At 61.0% G+C, this 16,090-nt stretch carries 15 protein-coding genes; 10 read left to right on the top strand and 5 right to left on the bottom strand.

Annotated features, from left to right (window positions below; genetic code table 11):
- Positions 1–155 precede the first annotated feature (155 nt).
- Positions 156–1,496 carry a phosphoglucosamine mutase gene (gene glmM, locus AC0N03_RS11070; protein ID WP_474288818.1) on the bottom strand — a complete coding sequence of 447 codons (1,341 nt, stop codon included), beginning with the start codon at positions 1,494–1,496 and terminating at the stop codon, positions 156–158.
- A 133-nt stretch (positions 1,497–1,629) separates the two neighbouring features.
- On the opposite strand from glmM, the gene AC0N03_RS11065 reads away from it, so the two are divergent.
- The 6 genes from AC0N03_RS11065 (at position 1,630) to AC0N03_RS11040 (ending at position 8,809) form a co-directional block, all read left to right on the top strand.
- Positions 1,630–2,565: a LysR family transcriptional regulator gene (locus AC0N03_RS11065; protein ID WP_474288817.1), complete on the top strand. Its 936-nt coding sequence runs from the start codon at positions 1,630–1,632 to the stop codon at positions 2,563–2,565.
- Positions 2,566–2,669: 104 nt separating this feature from the next.
- Entirely contained in the window at positions 2,670–3,176 is a 507-nt protein-coding gene (locus tag AC0N03_RS11060) for a formate dehydrogenase subunit gamma (RefSeq protein ID WP_474288816.1), read from the top strand.
- Positions 3,176–4,717 (top strand): formate dehydrogenase beta subunit, encoded by a 1,542-nt coding sequence (locus AC0N03_RS11055; RefSeq protein ID WP_474288815.1) that lies wholly within the window; start codon positions 3,176–3,178, stop codon positions 4,715–4,717. Before AC0N03_RS11060 ends, AC0N03_RS11055 begins: the two co-directional genes overlap by 1 nt.
- A gap of 165 nt (positions 4,718–4,882) precedes the next feature.
- Positions 4,883–7,726 (top strand): formate dehydrogenase subunit alpha, encoded by a 2,844-nt coding sequence (fdhF, locus tag AC0N03_RS11050; RefSeq protein ID WP_474288814.1) that lies wholly within the window; start codon positions 4,883–4,885, stop codon positions 7,724–7,726.
- A gap of 44 nt (positions 7,727–7,770) precedes the next feature.
- Positions 7,771–8,589: a formate dehydrogenase accessory sulfurtransferase FdhD gene (gene fdhD / locus AC0N03_RS11045; RefSeq protein WP_474288812.1), complete on the top strand. Its 819-nt coding sequence runs from the start codon at positions 7,771–7,773 to the stop codon at positions 8,587–8,589.
- On the top strand, positions 8,582–8,809 hold the full coding sequence (locus AC0N03_RS11040; RefSeq protein WP_474288811.1) for a formate dehydrogenase subunit delta: 228 nt from the start codon (positions 8,582–8,584) through the stop codon (positions 8,807–8,809). Before fdhD ends, AC0N03_RS11040 begins: the two co-directional genes overlap by 8 nt.
- Positions 8,810–9,195: 386 nt before the next feature.
- Here AC0N03_RS11040 and aptA read toward each other — a convergent pair whose 3' ends face one another.
- Both aptA and AC0N03_RS11030 read right to left on the bottom strand, forming a co-directional pair.
- Complete coding sequence (gene aptA / locus AC0N03_RS11035; protein WP_474288810.1) at positions 9,196–10,524, bottom strand: omega-aminotransferase AptA; 1,329 nt, start codon at positions 10,522–10,524, stop codon at positions 9,196–9,198.
- A 301-nt stretch (positions 10,525–10,825) separates the two neighbouring features.
- Positions 10,826–11,269, bottom strand: coding sequence for an organic hydroperoxide resistance protein (locus tag AC0N03_RS11030; protein ID WP_474288808.1), 444 nt, complete (start codon positions 11,267–11,269; stop codon positions 10,826–10,828).
- Between the two features lie 99 nt (positions 11,270–11,368).
- Between AC0N03_RS11030 and AC0N03_RS11025 the strand changes: the two genes are divergently transcribed.
- From AC0N03_RS11025 to metF, 4 genes are all read left to right on the top strand, one after another.
- Positions 11,369–12,274, top strand: a complete 906-nt coding sequence (locus tag AC0N03_RS11025; protein WP_474288807.1) for a TIGR01459 family HAD-type hydrolase — start codon at positions 11,369–11,371, stop codon at positions 12,272–12,274.
- Positions 12,275–12,355: 81 nt separating this feature from the next.
- Positions 12,356–12,796: a MaoC family dehydratase gene (locus AC0N03_RS11020; RefSeq protein ID WP_474288805.1), complete on the top strand. Its 441-nt coding sequence runs from the start codon at positions 12,356–12,358 to the stop codon at positions 12,794–12,796.
- Positions 12,797–12,958: 162 nt separating this feature from the next.
- Positions 12,959–13,963, top strand: a complete 1,005-nt coding sequence (locus AC0N03_RS11015) for an ArsR/SmtB family transcription factor (RefSeq protein ID WP_474288804.1) — start codon at positions 12,959–12,961, stop codon at positions 13,961–13,963.
- Entirely contained in the window at positions 13,963–14,868 is a 906-nt protein-coding gene (gene metF / locus AC0N03_RS11010; protein WP_474288803.1) for a methylenetetrahydrofolate reductase [NAD(P)H], read from the top strand. Before AC0N03_RS11015 ends, metF begins: the two co-directional genes overlap by 1 nt.
- Here the strand turns inward: metF and AC0N03_RS11005 are convergent, their stop codons facing one another.
- Positions 14,869–15,615, bottom strand: coding sequence for an N-acetylmuramoyl-L-alanine amidase (locus AC0N03_RS11005; protein WP_474288801.1), 747 nt, complete (start codon positions 15,613–15,615; stop codon positions 14,869–14,871). It abuts the gene before it with no gap.
- Between the two features lie 3 nt (positions 15,616–15,618).
- Positions 15,619–15,912, bottom strand: a complete 294-nt coding sequence (locus AC0N03_RS11000; RefSeq protein ID WP_474288800.1) for a hypothetical protein — start codon at positions 15,910–15,912, stop codon at positions 15,619–15,621.
- Between the last annotated feature and the right edge of the window lie 178 nt (positions 15,913–16,090).

Here is a 16,090-nt window from a genome sequence, read left to right as displayed (position 1 = left end):
CGCCGATTTAAAATCTCAGAAATTTGTTAAATCGCTCTTAACCATGATAGTATTCTGGTTTGTTTTGTTGTTTAATATATTGTTTTTGTCTCGTTTATTTTCAGGTTTTACTTTTTTATAATTATAGTAATTCTGATTATGCTGGACGGGTTGCTTTATTCGGCTGTTGCCAATGCCGAGCAGATGTTATCGACGATCTCGTTGACAAGCGTAAGATCCTCGCCCTCGCCCATAACGCGCACCATCTTTTCCGTGCCGGAGGGGCGGATGAGCAGGCGGCCAGAGGCGCCGAGCCGGGTCTTGCCGGCATCTATGGCGGCAGCGACATTCTTGCGCAGGATATCGGCGCCGTTCTTGCCGCGTACATTTTTCAAGACCTGCGGCAAAGGCTCGAACAGATGGCAGACCTCGCTCACCGGCTTGCCCTGCTTCTTGACAACGGCCAACAATTGCAGGGCCGCGACAATGCCGTCGCCGGTGGTGGAATGATCCGAGAGGATGATATGGCCCGATTGCTCGCCGCCGACATTATAGCCATGCTCGCGCATATATTCGAGAACGTAGCGGTCGCCGACGGCGGTGCGCGCAAGGTGCAGGCCCAGCCCTTCGAGATAACGCTCCAATCCGAGGTTGGACATGACGGTCGCGACAATGCCCGGCTTCGAGAGCAGGCCATCCTCGTGCCAGCTTGTGGCGACAACGGCCATGAGCTGGTCGCCGTTCACTTCCTGTCCCTTTTCATCGATGATCAGCACCCGGTCGGCGTCGCCGTCCAGCGCAATGCCGATATCGGCGCGCAATTCCTTGACCTTGCGGGCGAGGGCTTCGGGCGCCGTGGAGCCGACATTCTGGTTGATGTTGAAGCCGTTGGGCGAGACGCCGATGGCAAAGACTTCCGCGCCCAGTTCCCAGAATGTTTCCTCGGCCACCTTATAGGCTGCGCCATTGGCGGCATCGACCACGATGCGCAATCCTTCCAGAGAGAGGTTGCGCGGCAGGGTCCGCTTGGCAAATTCGATATAGCGGGCCTGCACCGATTCAATGCGCTTGGCGCGTCCCAGATCCGGCGCGGCGGAGAGGCGGCGCGAGAGATCGGAATCGAGCAAGGCCTCGATCGCCTGTTCGATTTCATCGGTGAGCTTGAACCCGTCGGGGCCGAATATCTTGATGCCGTTGTCCTCGTAGGCATTATGAGAGGCCGAGATCATCACGCCAAGGTCGGCGCGCATCGAGCGCGTCAGCATGGCGACTGCCGGTGTGGGCACGGGGCCGAGCAGCAGCACATCCATGCCAACGGAGGTGAAGCCGGCCACCAGCGCATATTCAATCATATAGCCTGAGAGGCGCGTGTCCTTGCCGATAACGACGCGGTGGCGGTAATCGCCGCGCCGGAAGGTGAGGCCGGTCGCCTGTCCGATTTTGAGCGCCAGATCCGGTGTGATGATGGAATTGGCCTTGCCGCGCACGCCATCAGTCCCGAAATATTTTCCTGCCATTCTGGACGCTCTCTCTTTCTCAACGCGGTGACTTGTTCAAAATTGTCTTTTGCTTGTCAACATATCTAGCTGATTTTTGCCGCTCTCGCCAATGTTCTGATATGCCCTAGGTAAAGCTTTCCGGGGAGAAGCGATGATCAAACATTTCACCTATCTTGTCGCTCTGGCGCGTGAGCAGCATTTTGGCCGCGCGGCGGAAGCCTGCAACGTGTCGCAGCCGACATTGTCCGCAGCCATCCGCCAGCTTGAGGAAGACATGGGTGTGCCCGTTGTCGAGCGCGGCTATCGCTTCAATGGCCTGACCCCGCAGGGGCAGGTGGTGCTGGAACATGCCAAGCGCGTGCTGGCTGAATGCGCCATGATGCGGCAGAATCTCGATGAAATGGGCGGCGGCCTGTCCGGCCGACTGAGGCTGGGCGTGGTGCCGACGGCCTTGCCCGTCATTTCGCTTCTGACCATCCCTTTTTATCAGCGCCATCCCAAAGTCTCGATCACCGTGCTGTCTCTCAATAGTCAGGACATCGAGAAAGGCATCGCCGATTATGAAATCGATGCGGGTGTCACTTATCTTGACAATGAGCCGCTGAGCCATATGCGGGCCAAGCCCATTTACCCGGAGGATTATTTCTTCCTGACCCGCGCCAATGCCGAAAATACCCATATTAGCCATATAAGCTGGTCGGATGCGGCGGAACATCCGTTATGCCTGCTGACGCCGGATATGCAGAACCGTCGCATTGTCGATGGCATCTTCCGGTCTGTCGGCAAGACGCCGAAACCCGCGATGGAGACGAATTCGATCTTCAATCTCTGTTCGCATGCTGCCTCCGGGCACTGGTCTTCGATCGTGCCGCGGCAATTGCTGCATTTCTTCGGCCAGCCGCTGGGCACGCGCGCGCTGGCGCTTACGGAGCCGCAGGTGCAGCGCACCGTGGGTCTCGTCATTTCGGAGCGCGAGCCCGTTTCGCCGCTCGCGCGCAGCTTGTTCGCCATGACCAGACCGCTTGACCTTGGCCGGCTTTTGCAGCCGCCGCAACCGGCGCAGGTTCTGATCAGGGATGAGACTTGATAGGAATATGCTATCAACTTCACAAGGGTTTTGATTTGCAAATGCGTTTAAACAGCGCATAATTAAAATTAGTATAAACAAATATAAAAAGGGGAGAGCGACGTTTGCAAGCAAAAGCAGGCCCTGCCAAGCTGGGTCGCCGACCGTTCGATGAAGGTCAGGCCCTGTCGATCATAGAAGAGCATGCGCATCGTCCCGGCGCAATGCTGCCCATTCTCCACGCCCTGCAGGAGGCGTTTGGCTACATCGATGCGCGGGCATTGCCGCTTATCGCCAGTATTCTCAATGTTTCCAAAGCGGAAGTTCATGGCGTGATGACATTCTATCACGATTTCCGCAGCAAGCCGGCGGGACGGCATGTGCTGAAGATCTGCAGGGCAGAAGCATGTCAGGCCATGGGCGTCGAGACGCTCGTCGATCATGTCGAGGGGGCTCTGGGCCGCAAATTCGGCGAGACCGACGCGGGCGGCAACCTTACGATTGAAACGGTCTATTGCCTCGGCAATTGCGCGCTCGGACCATCCGCGATGCTTGATGGCGAGTTGATCGGTCGTCTTGATCAAGATCGTCTGGACCAATTGATACGTGAAGCCGGAGCCGGGGTGCACTGATGAAGATTTTCGTCCCCAGAGATGCGGCGGCGCTGTCCGTCGGAGCAGAGCGCGTTGCTGCTGCCGTTGCCGAGGAGGCAAGGGCACGAAAGATGGATGTCGAGTTGGTGCGCAACGGTTCGCGCGGCCTGCTCTGGCTTGAGCCGCTGGTCGAGGTGGAAACCGAAGAGGGCCGTTTTGCCTATGGGCCGGTGCGGCCTGCCGATGTGAAAAGCCTGTTTGAAAGCGGCTTCAGGAACAAGCATGATTTATTCTTGGGCAAGGTGGAGGAACTGGCCCAGTTCAGCATTCAGCAGCGCTTCACCTTTGCCCGCGTCGGCCTGACGGATCCGCTTTCGGTTGAGCAATATCGCCTTCACGGCGGCGGTGCAGGGCTGATCAAGGCGCTGGCAATGACGCCACGGGACGTTGTTGAGGAAGTGGCGGCCTCAGGGCTGCGGGGGCGCGGCGGCGCAGGCTTTCCAACCGGCATCAAATGGCGCACGGTGCTGGGCGCGCAGGCCGAGCAGAAATATATCGTCTGCAATGCCGATGAAGGCGATTCCGGAACTTTTGCCGACCGCATGCTGATGGAAGGCGATCCTTTCTGCCTGATAGAAGGCATGGCGATCGCCGGAGTCGCGGTGGGCGCAACCTATGGCTATGTCTATATCCGCTCCGAATATCCGCATGCCATATCCACGATGAATGCGGCTATTGCGGCGGCGCGTGATGCCGGATTGCTCGGGGCCTCGCTGCTGGGCAGCGGCAAGGCTTTCGACATGGAGGTGCGCGTCGGCGCGGGGGCATATGTCTGCGGCGAGGAAACCTCGCTGCTGGAAAGCCTGGAGGGCAAGCGCGGGGTGGTGCGCGCCAAGCCGCCACTGCCGGCCATCAGGGGGCTTTTCGACAAGCCGACGGTGATCAACAATGTCATGTCGCTGGCGTCCGTGCCGTGGATCATCGCGCATGGCGCCAAAGCCTATGCCGATGTCGGCATGGGCCGTTCGCGCGGAACCCTGCCGGTGCAGCTCGCGGGCAATATCCGCCGTGGCGGCTTGTATGAACTGGCTTTCGGCATAACTCTGCGCCAGCTTATTTTCGATATCGGCGGCGGCACGTTGTCCGGGCGTCCGGTCAAGGCGGTGCAGGTGGGCGGCCCGCTGGGGGCCTATTTCGGCGAGAAGCAACTTGATACGCCGCTGGATTATGAGGCCATGCTCGCAGCCAAGGGCATGCTGGGACACGGCGGCGTGGTTGTCTTCGACGACACGGTGAACCTCGCCGCGCAGGCGCGTTTCGCGATGCATTTTTGTGCCGAGGAGAGTTGTGGTAAGTGCACGCCCTGCCGTATCGGCTCGACGCGCGGCGCCGAGACCATCGACAAGATTGTCGCCGGGATCGAGCCCGCGAAAAACGAGGCCTTGCTGCGCGATCTCTGCGCCACGATGACGGATGCTTCGCTGTGCGCTCTGGGCGGCCTGACGCCTTTGCCGGTCGAGAGCGCGCTCAACAATTTTCCCGAGGATTTCGCCCCACGCAAGGCTCTGGCGGCGGAATAAAATGCCCCTTCACCCCAACCCTCTCCCCGCAGGCGGGGAGAGGGTTGGGACCTAAATTCCCTCTCCCCGATTACGGGGACAGTGCGGGGTGAGGGGCAAAGGAATACCGTAAGGGCAGGGTTACATCATTGCCCGGGTTATTGAGGTAAGGTTCAGGAGACGAAGATGGCGCTCATCAAGGAACTCGATTACGGCACGCCGATCCGTGTCGCCGAAAAGACGGTCACGCTGCTTATCGACGGCGTATCCGTCACTGTGCCGGAGGGAACGTCCGTCATGGCTGCGGCAATGCAGATGGGCACCGCCATTCCGAAACTTTGCGCCACCGACATGCTGGAGCCGTTTGGGTCCTGCCGCATGTGTCTGGTTGAAATCGAGGGACGCCGCGGCACGCCGGCCTCCTGCACCACGCCGGCCGAGAACGGCATGGTGGTGCACACGCAGAACGAACGCCTCGCAAAGCTGCGCAAGGGCGTGATGGAGCTTTATATTTCCGATCACCCGCTCGACTGCCTGACCTGCGCCGCGAATGGCGATTGCGAATTGCAGGACATGGCGGGTGCCGTTGGCCTGCGCGATGTGCGTTATGGCATGCAGGGCGAAAATCATCTTGATTGCGAAAAGGATGAAAGCAACCCCTATTTCACCTATGACGCAAGCAAGTGCATTGTCTGCAATCGCTGCGTGCGCGCCTGCGAGGAAGTACAGGGCACTTTCGCGCTCACCATTTCAGGCCGTGGCTTCGACAGCCGCGTTTCGGCGGGCGGCGTCGACTTCCTGTCGTCCGAATGCGTGTCCTGCGGCGCCTGCGTGCAGGCCTGCCCAACCGCAACGCTCACCGAAAAGAGCATTATCGAATTCGGCCAGCCGGAACATTCAACCGTCACCACCTGCGCTTATTGCGGCGTCGGCTGTTCGTTCAAGGCGGAAATGCAGGGCGAGCGTATCGTGCGCATGCTGCCCTACAAGGACGGCAAGGCCAATGAGGGCCACTCCTGCGTCAAGGGCCGCTTCGCCTATGGCTATGCCACCCACAAGGACCGCATCACCAAGCCGATGATCCGCGCCAAAATCACCGATCCGTGGAAAGAAGTGAGCTGGGATGAGGCTATCAGCCATGCCGCTTCGGAATTCAAGCGCATTCAGGCAAAATATGGCCGGGATTCCGTCGGCGGCATCACCTCGTCGCGCTGCACCAACGAAGAAGTCTTCGTGATGCAGAAGCTGATCCGCGCTGGTTTTGGCAATAACAATGTCGATACCTGCGCCCGCGTCTGCCATTCGCCGACCGGCTACGGCCTTAACCAGACTTTCGGCACGTCGGCGGGCACGCAGGATTTCAAATCGGTGGAAAAAGCTGATGTCATCATGGTTATCGGCGCCAACCCCACCGACGGACATCCGGTTTTTGCCTCGCGCATGAAGCGGCGCCTGCGCGCCGGTGCAAAGTTGATCGTGGCCGATCCGCGCCGCATCGATCTTGTGAAATCACCGCATATCAAGGCGGATTACCATCTGCCGCTGCTGCCCGGCACGAATGTCGCGCTGATCAACGCGCTGGCGCATGTGGTTGTCACCGAAGGACTGGTGAACGAGGCTTTTGTGCGGGAGCGCTGCGATCTCGATGCCTTCGAGCTCTGGGCGCGCTTCATAGCCCGCGAGGAAAATGCGCCGGAGGCGACGGAAGCGCATACCGGCGTTCCGGCTGCTGATGTGCGCGCCGCCGCAAGGCTCTATGCGACGGGCGGCAATGCGGCCATTTATTACGGCCTCGGCGTGACCGAACACAGCCAGGGCTCGACAATGGTGATGGGCATGGCCAATCTCGCCATGGCCACGGGCAACATCGGCCGTGAGGGCGTGGGCGTGAACCCGCTGCGCGGCCAGAACAATGTGCAGGGCTCCTGCGACATGGGCTCCTTCCCGCACGAGCTTTCCGGCTACCGGCATGTCTCGGATGAGGCGACGCGCGACATGTTCCAGCATCTCTGGGGCGTGACCATCTCCGACGAGCCGGGCCTGCGCATTCCCAACATGTTTGACGAAGCCATTGCCGGCACATTCAAGGGGCTTTACGTGCAGGGCGAGGACATCGTCCAGTCCGATCCGAACACCAAACACGTGACGGCAGGGCTGGAGGCCATGGAATGCGTCATCGTGCAGGATCTGTTCCTGTGCGAGACGGCGAAATATGCCCATGTGTTCTTCCCCGGTTCCTCATTCCTGGAAAAGGACGGCACATTTACCAATGCCGAGCGGCGCATCAACCGCGTACGCAAGGTGATGCAGCCCAAATCCGGCATGGGCGACTGGGAAGTGACGCTGGCCTTCGCCAAAGCCATGGGTTATGAGATGCATTACAATCATCCCTCTGAAATCATGGATGAAATCGCTGCACTTACCCCAACCTTCCAGGGCGTTTCCTTCAAGAAGCTCGATGAAGCTGGCTCCGTGCAATGGCCCTGCAATGCGCAGGCTCCCGAGGGCACGCCGCTGATGCATGTCGACCATTTCGTGCGCGGCAAGGGGCGGTTCATGCTGACCGAATTCGTGCCCACGGACGAGCGTACCGGGCCGCGTTTCCCGCTGCTGCTCACCACCGGGCGCATTCTCTCGCAATATAATGTCGGCGCGCAGACGCGGCGCACCGCCAATTCCACCTGGCATCCGGAAGACGTGCTGGAGATTCACCCCTTCGACGCCGAACAGCGCGGCATCAAGGACGGCGATCTTGTCTCACTGGCCTCGCGCGCCGGAGATACGGCGCTGCGCGCGATGATCTCGGAGCGTATGCAGCCGGGCGTGGTCTATACGACATTCCATCATGCCAATTCCGGCGCCAATGTCGTGACCACAGATAATTCGGACTGGGCGACGAACTGTCCCGAATACAAGGTTACGGCAGTTGAGGTGCGGCGCACCAACCGCATCTCGGACTGGCAGGAGCAGGAACTGGCCGAGCGCGAGGCCATGCGCCAGATTGCCGGCCATACGATTGCGGCAGAATAGGATGGCGGCAGCGGCGCGCGAGCGCCGCTGCTCCGGCTTTGACCATGAGTGACATGAAATCCAGTCTGCCCATGCATGCCTACACGCTGGATTATGTCCGGCTTGGGGAAGAAAAGACCCGCGAGCTTGCCGTGGAGACGCCGGTTAACGTTATCTATGCGCCGCTTCCCTTTGCCGTGATGATGGCCAGCCCGGCCGATCTCGTTGATTTTGCCTATGGATTCAGTTTCACGGAAGGCGTGATCGATACGCCTGCCGATATTATGGATGTCGCCGTTGCGGAAGAAGAACTTGGCTTGCGGCTTGAGATCAGGCTGCGGGCGGAGAAACTGCAGCAGCATATGGCGCGCAAGCGGGCTCTGGCCGGACGGACAGGTTGCGGCTTGTGCGGTATCGAGGACCTGAACGCGCTGCCGCAGGCCGTGATGCCGCATTCGGGCGCGTTTCATCTGGCGCCGCAGGCTGTCCGGCGCGCGCTGCAGCAGCTGGAGGGCAGCCAGCCGCTCAACGCCGCGACGCGCGCCGTGCATGGTGCGGCATTCTGCGATGCTGACGGCAATATTCTGGCGGTGCGCGAGGATGTGGGCCGGCATAACGCGCTGGATAAGCTGATCGGCGCCTTGCTGCGGCAGGGGCGCGCGGCGCAGGATGGCTTCGTTGTCATCACCAGCCGCTGCTCGTTTGAGATGGTGGAGAAGGCGGCGCGTTTCGGTGCGCGGGGGCTGGTTTCGGTTTCCGCGCCGACATCGCTGGCGGTGGCGCGCGCCAAAGCACATGATATGGCGCTTGTCGCCGTGGCGCGGGCCGATTCCGCGCTGGTTTTTCAGGGACAGTCATTCATCGGGGATATGGAAAATGCATGAGGGTGACAACAGGCTGGTCAAGATGGCCAATCAGATGGCCACATATTTTCGCTCGTTTCCGGAGACGGAAGCCATAGATGGCCTTGCCAATCACATAAATAAATTCTGGGATCCGCGCATGCGCCGGGAATTTCTGCAACTGGCCGCAGCCGGCGGTGAAGGGTTCGAGCCGCTGGTGATGAAAGCCGCGCGAAAGGTGCGCCCGCCCAAGGCGGGTTAAACCGCGGTCTTTTCACGCTTTTTCATGTGGAAGCTTTGCTGGCCACTATCCTGTTCCTGCCCCCGAGGGCGAAGGGACGTGCAGCGCGCAAAATGTCATTTTTGCCGGATATTCCCTCTCCCAGCTTGCGGGGAGAGGGTTAGGGTGAGGGGCATTCGGGCGCGCATGAGAGATGACATCCATACATGCTGGCGGCTGGATTGCTTCGTTACGCTCGCAATGACGAAGAAGTTCGCCATGCCAGCGTATTTAAGTGCATGACAATCCCTTATCCTTTCATTCTTCCGTAGGGCGAGGGACAGCATAAACACAAACTCTTCTCTCCCCGCTTGCGGGGAGAGGGTTAGGGTGAGGGGCATTCAGGCGATATCTCAGCCCCGCCAATCTCAGGCCACGGCCCTGATCGTGTTGCTCACCTTGGTGACGATCTCGTCGATCTGGTTTTCGGAGATGATCAGCGGCGGCGTGAGGGCGATGGTGTCGCCGGTGGTGCGGATCATGATGCCTTCCTTGTGGAAGGCGTGATCCAGCGCGGCAAAGGCCCGCTTGCCCACGCCGTCCGGGATCGAGGCGAGATCGATGCCGGCCACCAGCCCCAGCGTGCGGATGTCCAGCACATTGGGCAGGCCCTTCATGCTCATCATGGCATCGGCCCATTTGTCCTCGAGCTTGCGGGCGCGCTCGAACAATTTTTCGTCGCGGTAGATGTCGAGCGAGGCCAGCGCGGCGGCGCAGGCCAGCGGATGCGCCGAATAGGTGTAGCCGTGGAACAGTTCGATGACATGATCCGGCCCCTTCATGAAGGCATCGTAAATGCCCTTGCGTGCAATGACGCCGCCCATCGGCACCGTGCCTGAGGTCACGCCCTTGGCGAACGTGATGAAATCCGGAATGACGCCGTAGCGCTCGGCGGCAAAAGCATGGCCAAGCCGGCCAAAGCCCGAGATCACCTCGTCGAAAATCAGCAGAATGCCATATTTGTCGCAAATCTGACGCAGGCGCTTGAGATACCCCTTGGGCGGCGGCAGCACGCCGGTGGAACCGGCCATCGGCTCGACAATGACAGCGGCGATGGTCGAGGCATCGTGCAGGCCGACAATGTTTTCGAGTTCATCGGCCAGATGCGCGCCCCATTCCGGTTCGCCCTTGGTGAAGGCCTGTTCGGCGCGGTTGTAGGTGTGGGGCAGGTGGTCGACGCCGGTGAGGAGAGAGCCGAAGAACTTGCGGTTGGGGACGATGCCGCCCACCGAAATGCCGCCGAAGCCAACGCCATGATAGCCGCGCACACGGCCGATGAGGCGGGTGCGGGAGCCGTTGCCGTTGACATTGTGATAGGCAATGGCAATTTTCAGTGCAGTATCCACGGCTTCCGAGCCGGAATTGGCGAAAAACACGTGGTCGAGGTCGCCGGGGGCCAGCGCCGCGATGCGCGATGCGGTCTCGAAGGCCATCGGATGACCGAACTGAAACGAGGGCGCGAAATCGAGATCGGCGGCCTGTTTCTGTATGGCATCGACGATGGAATCGCGCGTGTGGCCGGCATTCGAGCACCAGAGGCCGGCGGTGCCGTCGAGAATGGCCTTGTTGTCCGGGGTGTAATAATGCATGTCCTTCGCGCGCGCGATCATGCGCGGGTTTTTCTTGAAGGCGCGATTGGCGGTAAAGGGCAGCCAGAAGGCGTCAAGATCGTTCGGAACGGCAGCGGATTTGGACATGCAGAACTCCCAAGTTGACTGATTGGTCAGGAGCATAGCAGGAATGCGGCGCGAAGTAAGGTGCTCCGGGTGGGAATTCCAGTCAAAATTTTGATCGAAATAATGAATTTGGGTTGTGCATCATGCGGGACAGGCAGGCTTGCGCCGTGCATCCACGATGATGGTTTAAAAATTGCCTATTCATATCGAGTGGATGGCCGGATCAAGTCCGGCCATGACGAGCTTAAGCGATAATATGCAGAATGAAACGCGTCATACGCGGGCTTGGCCCGCGTATCCACGTTCGTTCACCTCAAGCCGCTTACTTCCCTTCAACCGTCAGTTCAAAATCAATATTGCCGCGGGTGGCGTGGCTGTAGGGGCAGATTTTTTCGTGTGTTTCACTGACCAGCGCCTCGGCATCCGCCTGCGAGAGGTTGGGCGCCTTCACATGCATTTTCACGGCGATGCCGAAGCCGCCGCCCTCGCGCGGGCCGACGGAAGCCGAGCAGGTCGTCACAGCGCCGGACGCGTCCTTCTTGTGCTGGCTGGCGACAAATTCCAGCGCGCCGCCAAAGCAGGCGGCATAGCCTGCGGCAAACAGATGTTCCGGTGTCGTGGTGTTGGGCAGGCCCGGCCCGCCCATTTCCTTGCGCACCGAAAGGTTGACGCTGACCGAATGATCCGTGGTTTCGGAATGGCCGTTACGTCCGCCGGTGCTGTTGGCGACGGCGGTGACGAGGGGCTTGATCGTATAGGCGGGCATTGAATCCTCCATTGTGGGCAATTTCCTAAAATTAGGGGACGGCGCAGCTTTGGCAAGGCCAGACTTGACCGCTCGCGCAGACGTGACTATCTCCGCAGCATGAAGGATTTTGTTCTCGATGGCCTTGCGCCGATCGCCGCCCGCTATGATGTCATTCTGAGCGATATATGGGGTGTGGTGCATAATGGTGTCGGCGCCTATGGCCCGGCCTGCGCTGCGCTGGAAACCTTTCGCGCCGGCGGCGGTACGGTTGTTCTGATCACGAATGCGCCGCGCCCCAGCGGCCCCGTTCACAAGCAGCTGGAGCAACTTGGCGTGCCGCGCTCCGCCTTTGACGCCGTTGTCACATCCGGCGATGTGGCGCTGGCGCTGATGGCCGAGAAGGGCACGCAGCCGCTGTATCATATCGGCCCGAAGCGCGATCTCGCCCTGCTTGAGGAATTGCGCCGCCGCGTGCCGGTGATGCCGCCCGTCACCGGCCTTGACGAGGCCGCTTATGTGCTGTGCACGGGGCTCACTAATGATGATCCCGCGCCCGATGATTATGCCGACAGGCCGCTGCCGGAGCCGGTTGAGGCCATGCTGGCGCAGATGCGTGCGCGCGGGCTGCCGATGATCTGCGCCAATCCCGACATTATCGTGCATGTCGGCCATGAACTCTATTATTGCGCGGGTGCGCTGGGCGAGCGCTATATCGCGCTTGGCGGGGAGACCACCTATTCCGGCAAACCCTATGAGCCGATCTACCGCGAGGCGCTGCGTCTGGCCGAGACGGCGCGTGGCGCGCCCTCGCCCAGATCGCGGGTGCTGGCCATTGGCGATGCCCTGCGCACGGATGTGCTGGGCGCCGTGCGGCAGGATATTGACGTGCTGATGATCACCGGCGGCATTCACCGGGATGAGATGCATGGCGATACGGGGCGGATTGATGTCGAAAAGGCGCTGGCCTTTCTGGAGCAGACGCCGCACAGGCCCATCGCGCTGATGGATGCCTTGCGCTGGTGATCCGACCAAGGGCTGAGAGCCGGGCCTGTTGCGGCGCAGCATGATCTGGGCGATGCTGCTCCTTCCAGAGGGGCGTTTGACATGGTTCCGGATTTCAAAAGCTATTATTTTGATGAATTGTCGCTCGGCATGTCCGAGAGTCTCATGAAGACGGTGATGGCCGACGACGTGGTTGGTTTTGCCAATCTTTCGGGCGATCACAATCCCATCCATCTTTCCGACCATTTTGCCCGCAAGACGCGCTTTGGCGAGCGAATCGCCCATGGGCTTTATACGGCAAGCCTGATTTCGGCGGTGCTCGGCATGCGCCTGCCGGGGCCGGGGGCGGTCTATCTGTCGCAGACGCTTAATTTCAGGGGGCCGGTGAAAATCGGCGACGTTGTGACTATCCGTGTCGAGGTGGTGGAGCTTGCGCCCGAGGGGCGGCGCTGCAAGCTGTATTGCGAGTGCTCTGTCGATGGAAAAGTGGTTCTGGACGGCGAGGCGGTCGTCATGGTGCCGGGACGCAAGAAAACCGGCTGAAACCGTGCAGCGGGCGGCCCGGCCTTCCGGGCGGGGAGCTCGGCCCCGCTGTTTTTGCCTGTGCGAACTTATTCGATCTTATTTTCTGATAGCGGCATAACTGCCTTGCACGAGACCGATAATTGATATAAACATATCTTTATATCGTTTTGAGGTTTTGCAATGGCATCGCAACTTTTAGGGTCCACGGATCAGGTCTTGGCCGCGCTGGAAGCGGCGGGCGAGGTGACGCGCCTGCGCCTGCTGCATCTGCTGGCCGAGGCGGAACTGACGGTGAGCGAACTGGTCACCATTCTGGGCCAGTCGCAGCCGCGTGTGTCCCGCCACCTGAAATTATTGTTTGACGCGGGGCTGATCGAGCGCCACCGCGAAGGCGCATGGGCCTTTTTCCGCCTGTGCGAGCGCGGCGTCGGCGCGCGGCTGGCGCATGATGTTCTTGCCCGCCTGAACCCGCGAGATCTCGTCCTGGCCGGCGACCATGCGCGCCTTGCCGATGTGCGCCGCGCGCGGGCCGAGCAGGCCGAGGCCTATTTTGCCGCCCATGCCGCCGACTGGGACGAGTTACGCCGCCTGCACGTGCCGGAAGGCGAGGTCGAGACAGCCCTGCTGCACATTATCGGCGAGGGGCCGTTTCAATCTGTGCTCGATCTTGGCACCGGAACGGGCCGGATGATCGAACTGCTCGCGCCCTTCGCGGGCCGTGTTGTTGGGGTTGACCAATCTCCGGCCATGCTTTCTGTGGCGCGTGTCAATCTCGAGCGCGCCGGTCTGCGCAATGTGCAACTGCTGCAGGGCGATCTCTATTCCCTGCCGGTCGAGCGCGATGGCTATGATCTCGTGATCGTGCATCAGGTGCTGCACTATCTCGATGATCCGGCGCGGGCCGTGCGCGAGGCGGCGCGTACGCTCAAGGCTGGCGGGCGGCTGATCGTGGTCGATTTCGCCCCGCATGAGGAAGAATTCCTGCGCAAGGACCATGCGCATCGTCGTCTTGGCTTCGCGCGCGAGGAGATTGCGGGCTTCATGCGCGATGCGGGTCTCGATTTCACCCGTCATCAGGATCTCGTTCCAGCCCGGCGTCAGGGCCACCTGACAGTCTCCATCTGGGCGGGCCGTGACCCGCGCATTGTTTCGGATGTTCCCGTGCAGGAAAGGGAGGTGGCGTGATGTCGGCATTTCAGTTGCGCCCGAGCCGGTCTTCCAATGGCCGCATCAGGGTTTCGTTCGAGTTTTTCCCGGCCAAGACGGAGGATGCCGAGCCGGCGCTCTGGGAAGCGATTCATCGCCTCATTCCCTATGCGCCGCAATTTGTCTCGGTGACCTATGGCGCAGGCGGCTCCACGCGCGAGCGCACGCATGCCATGGTGGCGCGTCTGGCGCGGGAGACGGCGGTCCTGCCTGCGGCGCATCTGACCTGCGTCGGCGCGCCGCGTGAGGAAGTCGACGCCATCATCCGTGATTTCTGGGCCGCGGGCGTGCGCAAGATCGTGGCCCTGCGCGGCGATCCGCCGGGCGGAGTCGGCTCGCGCTATGAGCCGCATCCGGGCGGCTATCAGAGCACCGCGGAACTCGTGGCCGGGATCAAGCGGATCGGCGATTTTCAGGTCGCGGTTTCGGCCTATCCGGAAAAGCACCCCGAAAGCTCCACGCTGGAGGCCGATATCGATGTGCTGAAGGCCAAGGTCGATGCGGGCGCGGACATGGCCATCACCCAGTTTTTTTTCGAGAACGAGCTCTATTTCCGCTATCTCGATAAAGTGCGGGCGCGCGGCATCAATATTCCGATCATTCCGGGCATCGTGCCGGTGCAGAATTTCCGGCAGACGGCCAATTTTGCCCGCAAGACCGGGGCTTCGGTGCCGCAATGGCTGGCCGACCGCTTCGAGGGGCTGGACGACGATCCGGCGACGCGCCGCCTCATCGCCGCTGCGGTGGCGGCGGAGCAGGTGATCGATCTGGTTGACCGCGGCGTGGAGGAATTCCATTTCTATACGATGAACCGGGCCGACCTTGTCTATGCGATCTGCCACCTGCTGGGCCTGCGGCCCGGGTCGCTGCGCATCGCCGCCTGATCAGACAAGCCCGGCCGCAAGCCGGTGCAGCGTGGTGATGGTGGAGGCGTCAGCCACGCCATCGACGCGGGCGGGCCGGAAATGGCGCTGGAACGCGGCGACCACGGCCTGCGTCGGCGCGTCAAACCGCCCGTTGATCTCCAGACCATAGCCGTAATCGGCGAACAGGGTCTGCAGCGCCTCAATAGGCCGGCCGGCATCGCCGCGGCTGAAGAAGCGCCCTGAAGTGACCGGCTCGGGCATCGTCCAATGGCCGATGCCAGCCTCGTGAAAGTCCTGCCAGGGGAAGTTCTCGCCCGGGTCAAGCTTTCGTCCCGGCGCTATATCCGAATGGGCGAGGATCTGGCTGGGCGCAATGGCGTGGCGGCCGAGAATGTCAAGGCAGAGCGCCTTGCAGGCCTCGATCTGAGCCTGCGCGAAGCTGGGCGCATCAGGGCCGTGGCCGGGGCTGACAAGTTCGATCCCGATGGACGACGAATTGATATCCGTGACGCCGCGCCAGAAGCTCTTGCCCGCGTGCCAGGCCCGGTGCGCCTCGCTGACGAGCTGCGTGACATGGCCGTTTTCGCGGATCAGATAATGGCAGGAGACCTCGGCTGCCGGATCGGTGAGACGCGCCAGCGCGGCCTCGTCCGTTTCCATGCCCGTGTAATGCAGCACCAGCGTGTCGACGCGCGCCTTGCGCTCGCCGAAATTGGGCGAAGGCAGGCACGCGTCAGCCAGTTTCGTGTCGGGTTTAAGCGTCACGTCTCAATAGTTGTAATATTGCAGGCAGACGGAATTGCCGTAATAATCATAACCCCAGCGGGCGCAGCGCGGCTGCGGCTGCGGGGCTGTTGCGCCGCCGATGATGGCGCCCGTCGCCGCGCCGATAACGCCGCCGGCGATGGCGCCGCCCGCCTTGTGCGATGCTGCCGCGCCGATGGCCGTGCCCGCGGCGCCGCCGATCAGGGCGCCGCCGACGGCCCGGTCCTGCGGGGTATTGCATCCCGCAAGCGCAAGAACGCTTCCCAGAGCCAGAGTGGTCAGAAGAATTTTTCTCATTTTGAACTCCTGTATCGCTTTTCTCAGGTCGGGAGACAGAGCCGGAGTCTCGTGTCCGTCCCCGTGCGAGCCCTTTTCCATATATAGGGCATTTTCTGAACAGCGGATGACTGAATCTTGTCGGAAATTTCGCCATAAACCAGACATTTTTACCATAATTTTGCCTTAATTTGCCGCG

Source organism: Methylocystis sp. sgz306128, from assembly GCF_056032725.1.
Note: the sequence above shows the minus strand (reverse complement) of the source record. Positions and strands in the feature narration are given on the sequence as shown.

What these genes read in the sequence shown, in the direction of transcription:
- glmM (WP_474288818.1), bottom strand. Translation starts at nt 1,496, where the DNA reads ATGGCAGGAAAATATTTCGGGACTGATGGCGTGCGCGGCAAGGCCAAT.
- AC0N03_RS11065 (WP_474288817.1), top strand. Translation starts at nt 1,630, where the DNA reads ATGATCAAACATTTCACCTATCTTGTCGCTCTGGCGCGTGAGCAGCAT.
- AC0N03_RS11055 (WP_474288815.1), top strand. Translation starts at nt 3,176, where the DNA reads ATGAAGATTTTCGTCCCCAGAGATGCGGCGGCGCTGTCCGTCGGAGCA.
- fdhF (WP_474288814.1), top strand. Translation starts at nt 4,883, where the DNA reads ATGGCGCTCATCAAGGAACTCGATTACGGCACGCCGATCCGTGTCGCC.
- fdhD (WP_474288812.1), top strand. Translation starts at nt 7,771, where the DNA reads ATGAGTGACATGAAATCCAGTCTGCCCATGCATGCCTACACGCTGGAT.
- AC0N03_RS11040 (WP_474288811.1), top strand. Translation starts at nt 8,582, where the DNA reads ATGCATGAGGGTGACAACAGGCTGGTCAAGATGGCCAATCAGATGGCC.
- aptA (WP_474288810.1), bottom strand. Translation starts at nt 10,524, where the DNA reads ATGTCCAAATCCGCTGCCGTTCCGAACGATCTTGACGCCTTCTGGCTG.
- AC0N03_RS11030 (WP_474288808.1), bottom strand. Translation starts at nt 11,269, where the DNA reads ATGCCCGCCTATACGATCAAGCCCCTCGTCACCGCCGTCGCCAACAGC.
- AC0N03_RS11025 (WP_474288807.1), top strand. Translation starts at nt 11,369, where the DNA reads ATGAAGGATTTTGTTCTCGATGGCCTTGCGCCGATCGCCGCCCGCTAT.
- AC0N03_RS11020 (WP_474288805.1), top strand. Translation starts at nt 12,356, where the DNA reads ATGGTTCCGGATTTCAAAAGCTATTATTTTGATGAATTGTCGCTCGGC.
- AC0N03_RS11015 (WP_474288804.1), top strand. Translation starts at nt 12,959, where the DNA reads ATGGCATCGCAACTTTTAGGGTCCACGGATCAGGTCTTGGCCGCGCTG.
- metF (WP_474288803.1), top strand. Translation starts at nt 13,963, where the DNA reads ATGTCGGCATTTCAGTTGCGCCCGAGCCGGTCTTCCAATGGCCGCATC.
- AC0N03_RS11000 (WP_474288800.1), bottom strand. Translation starts at nt 15,912, where the DNA reads ATGAGAAAAATTCTTCTGACCACTCTGGCTCTGGGAAGCGTTCTTGCG.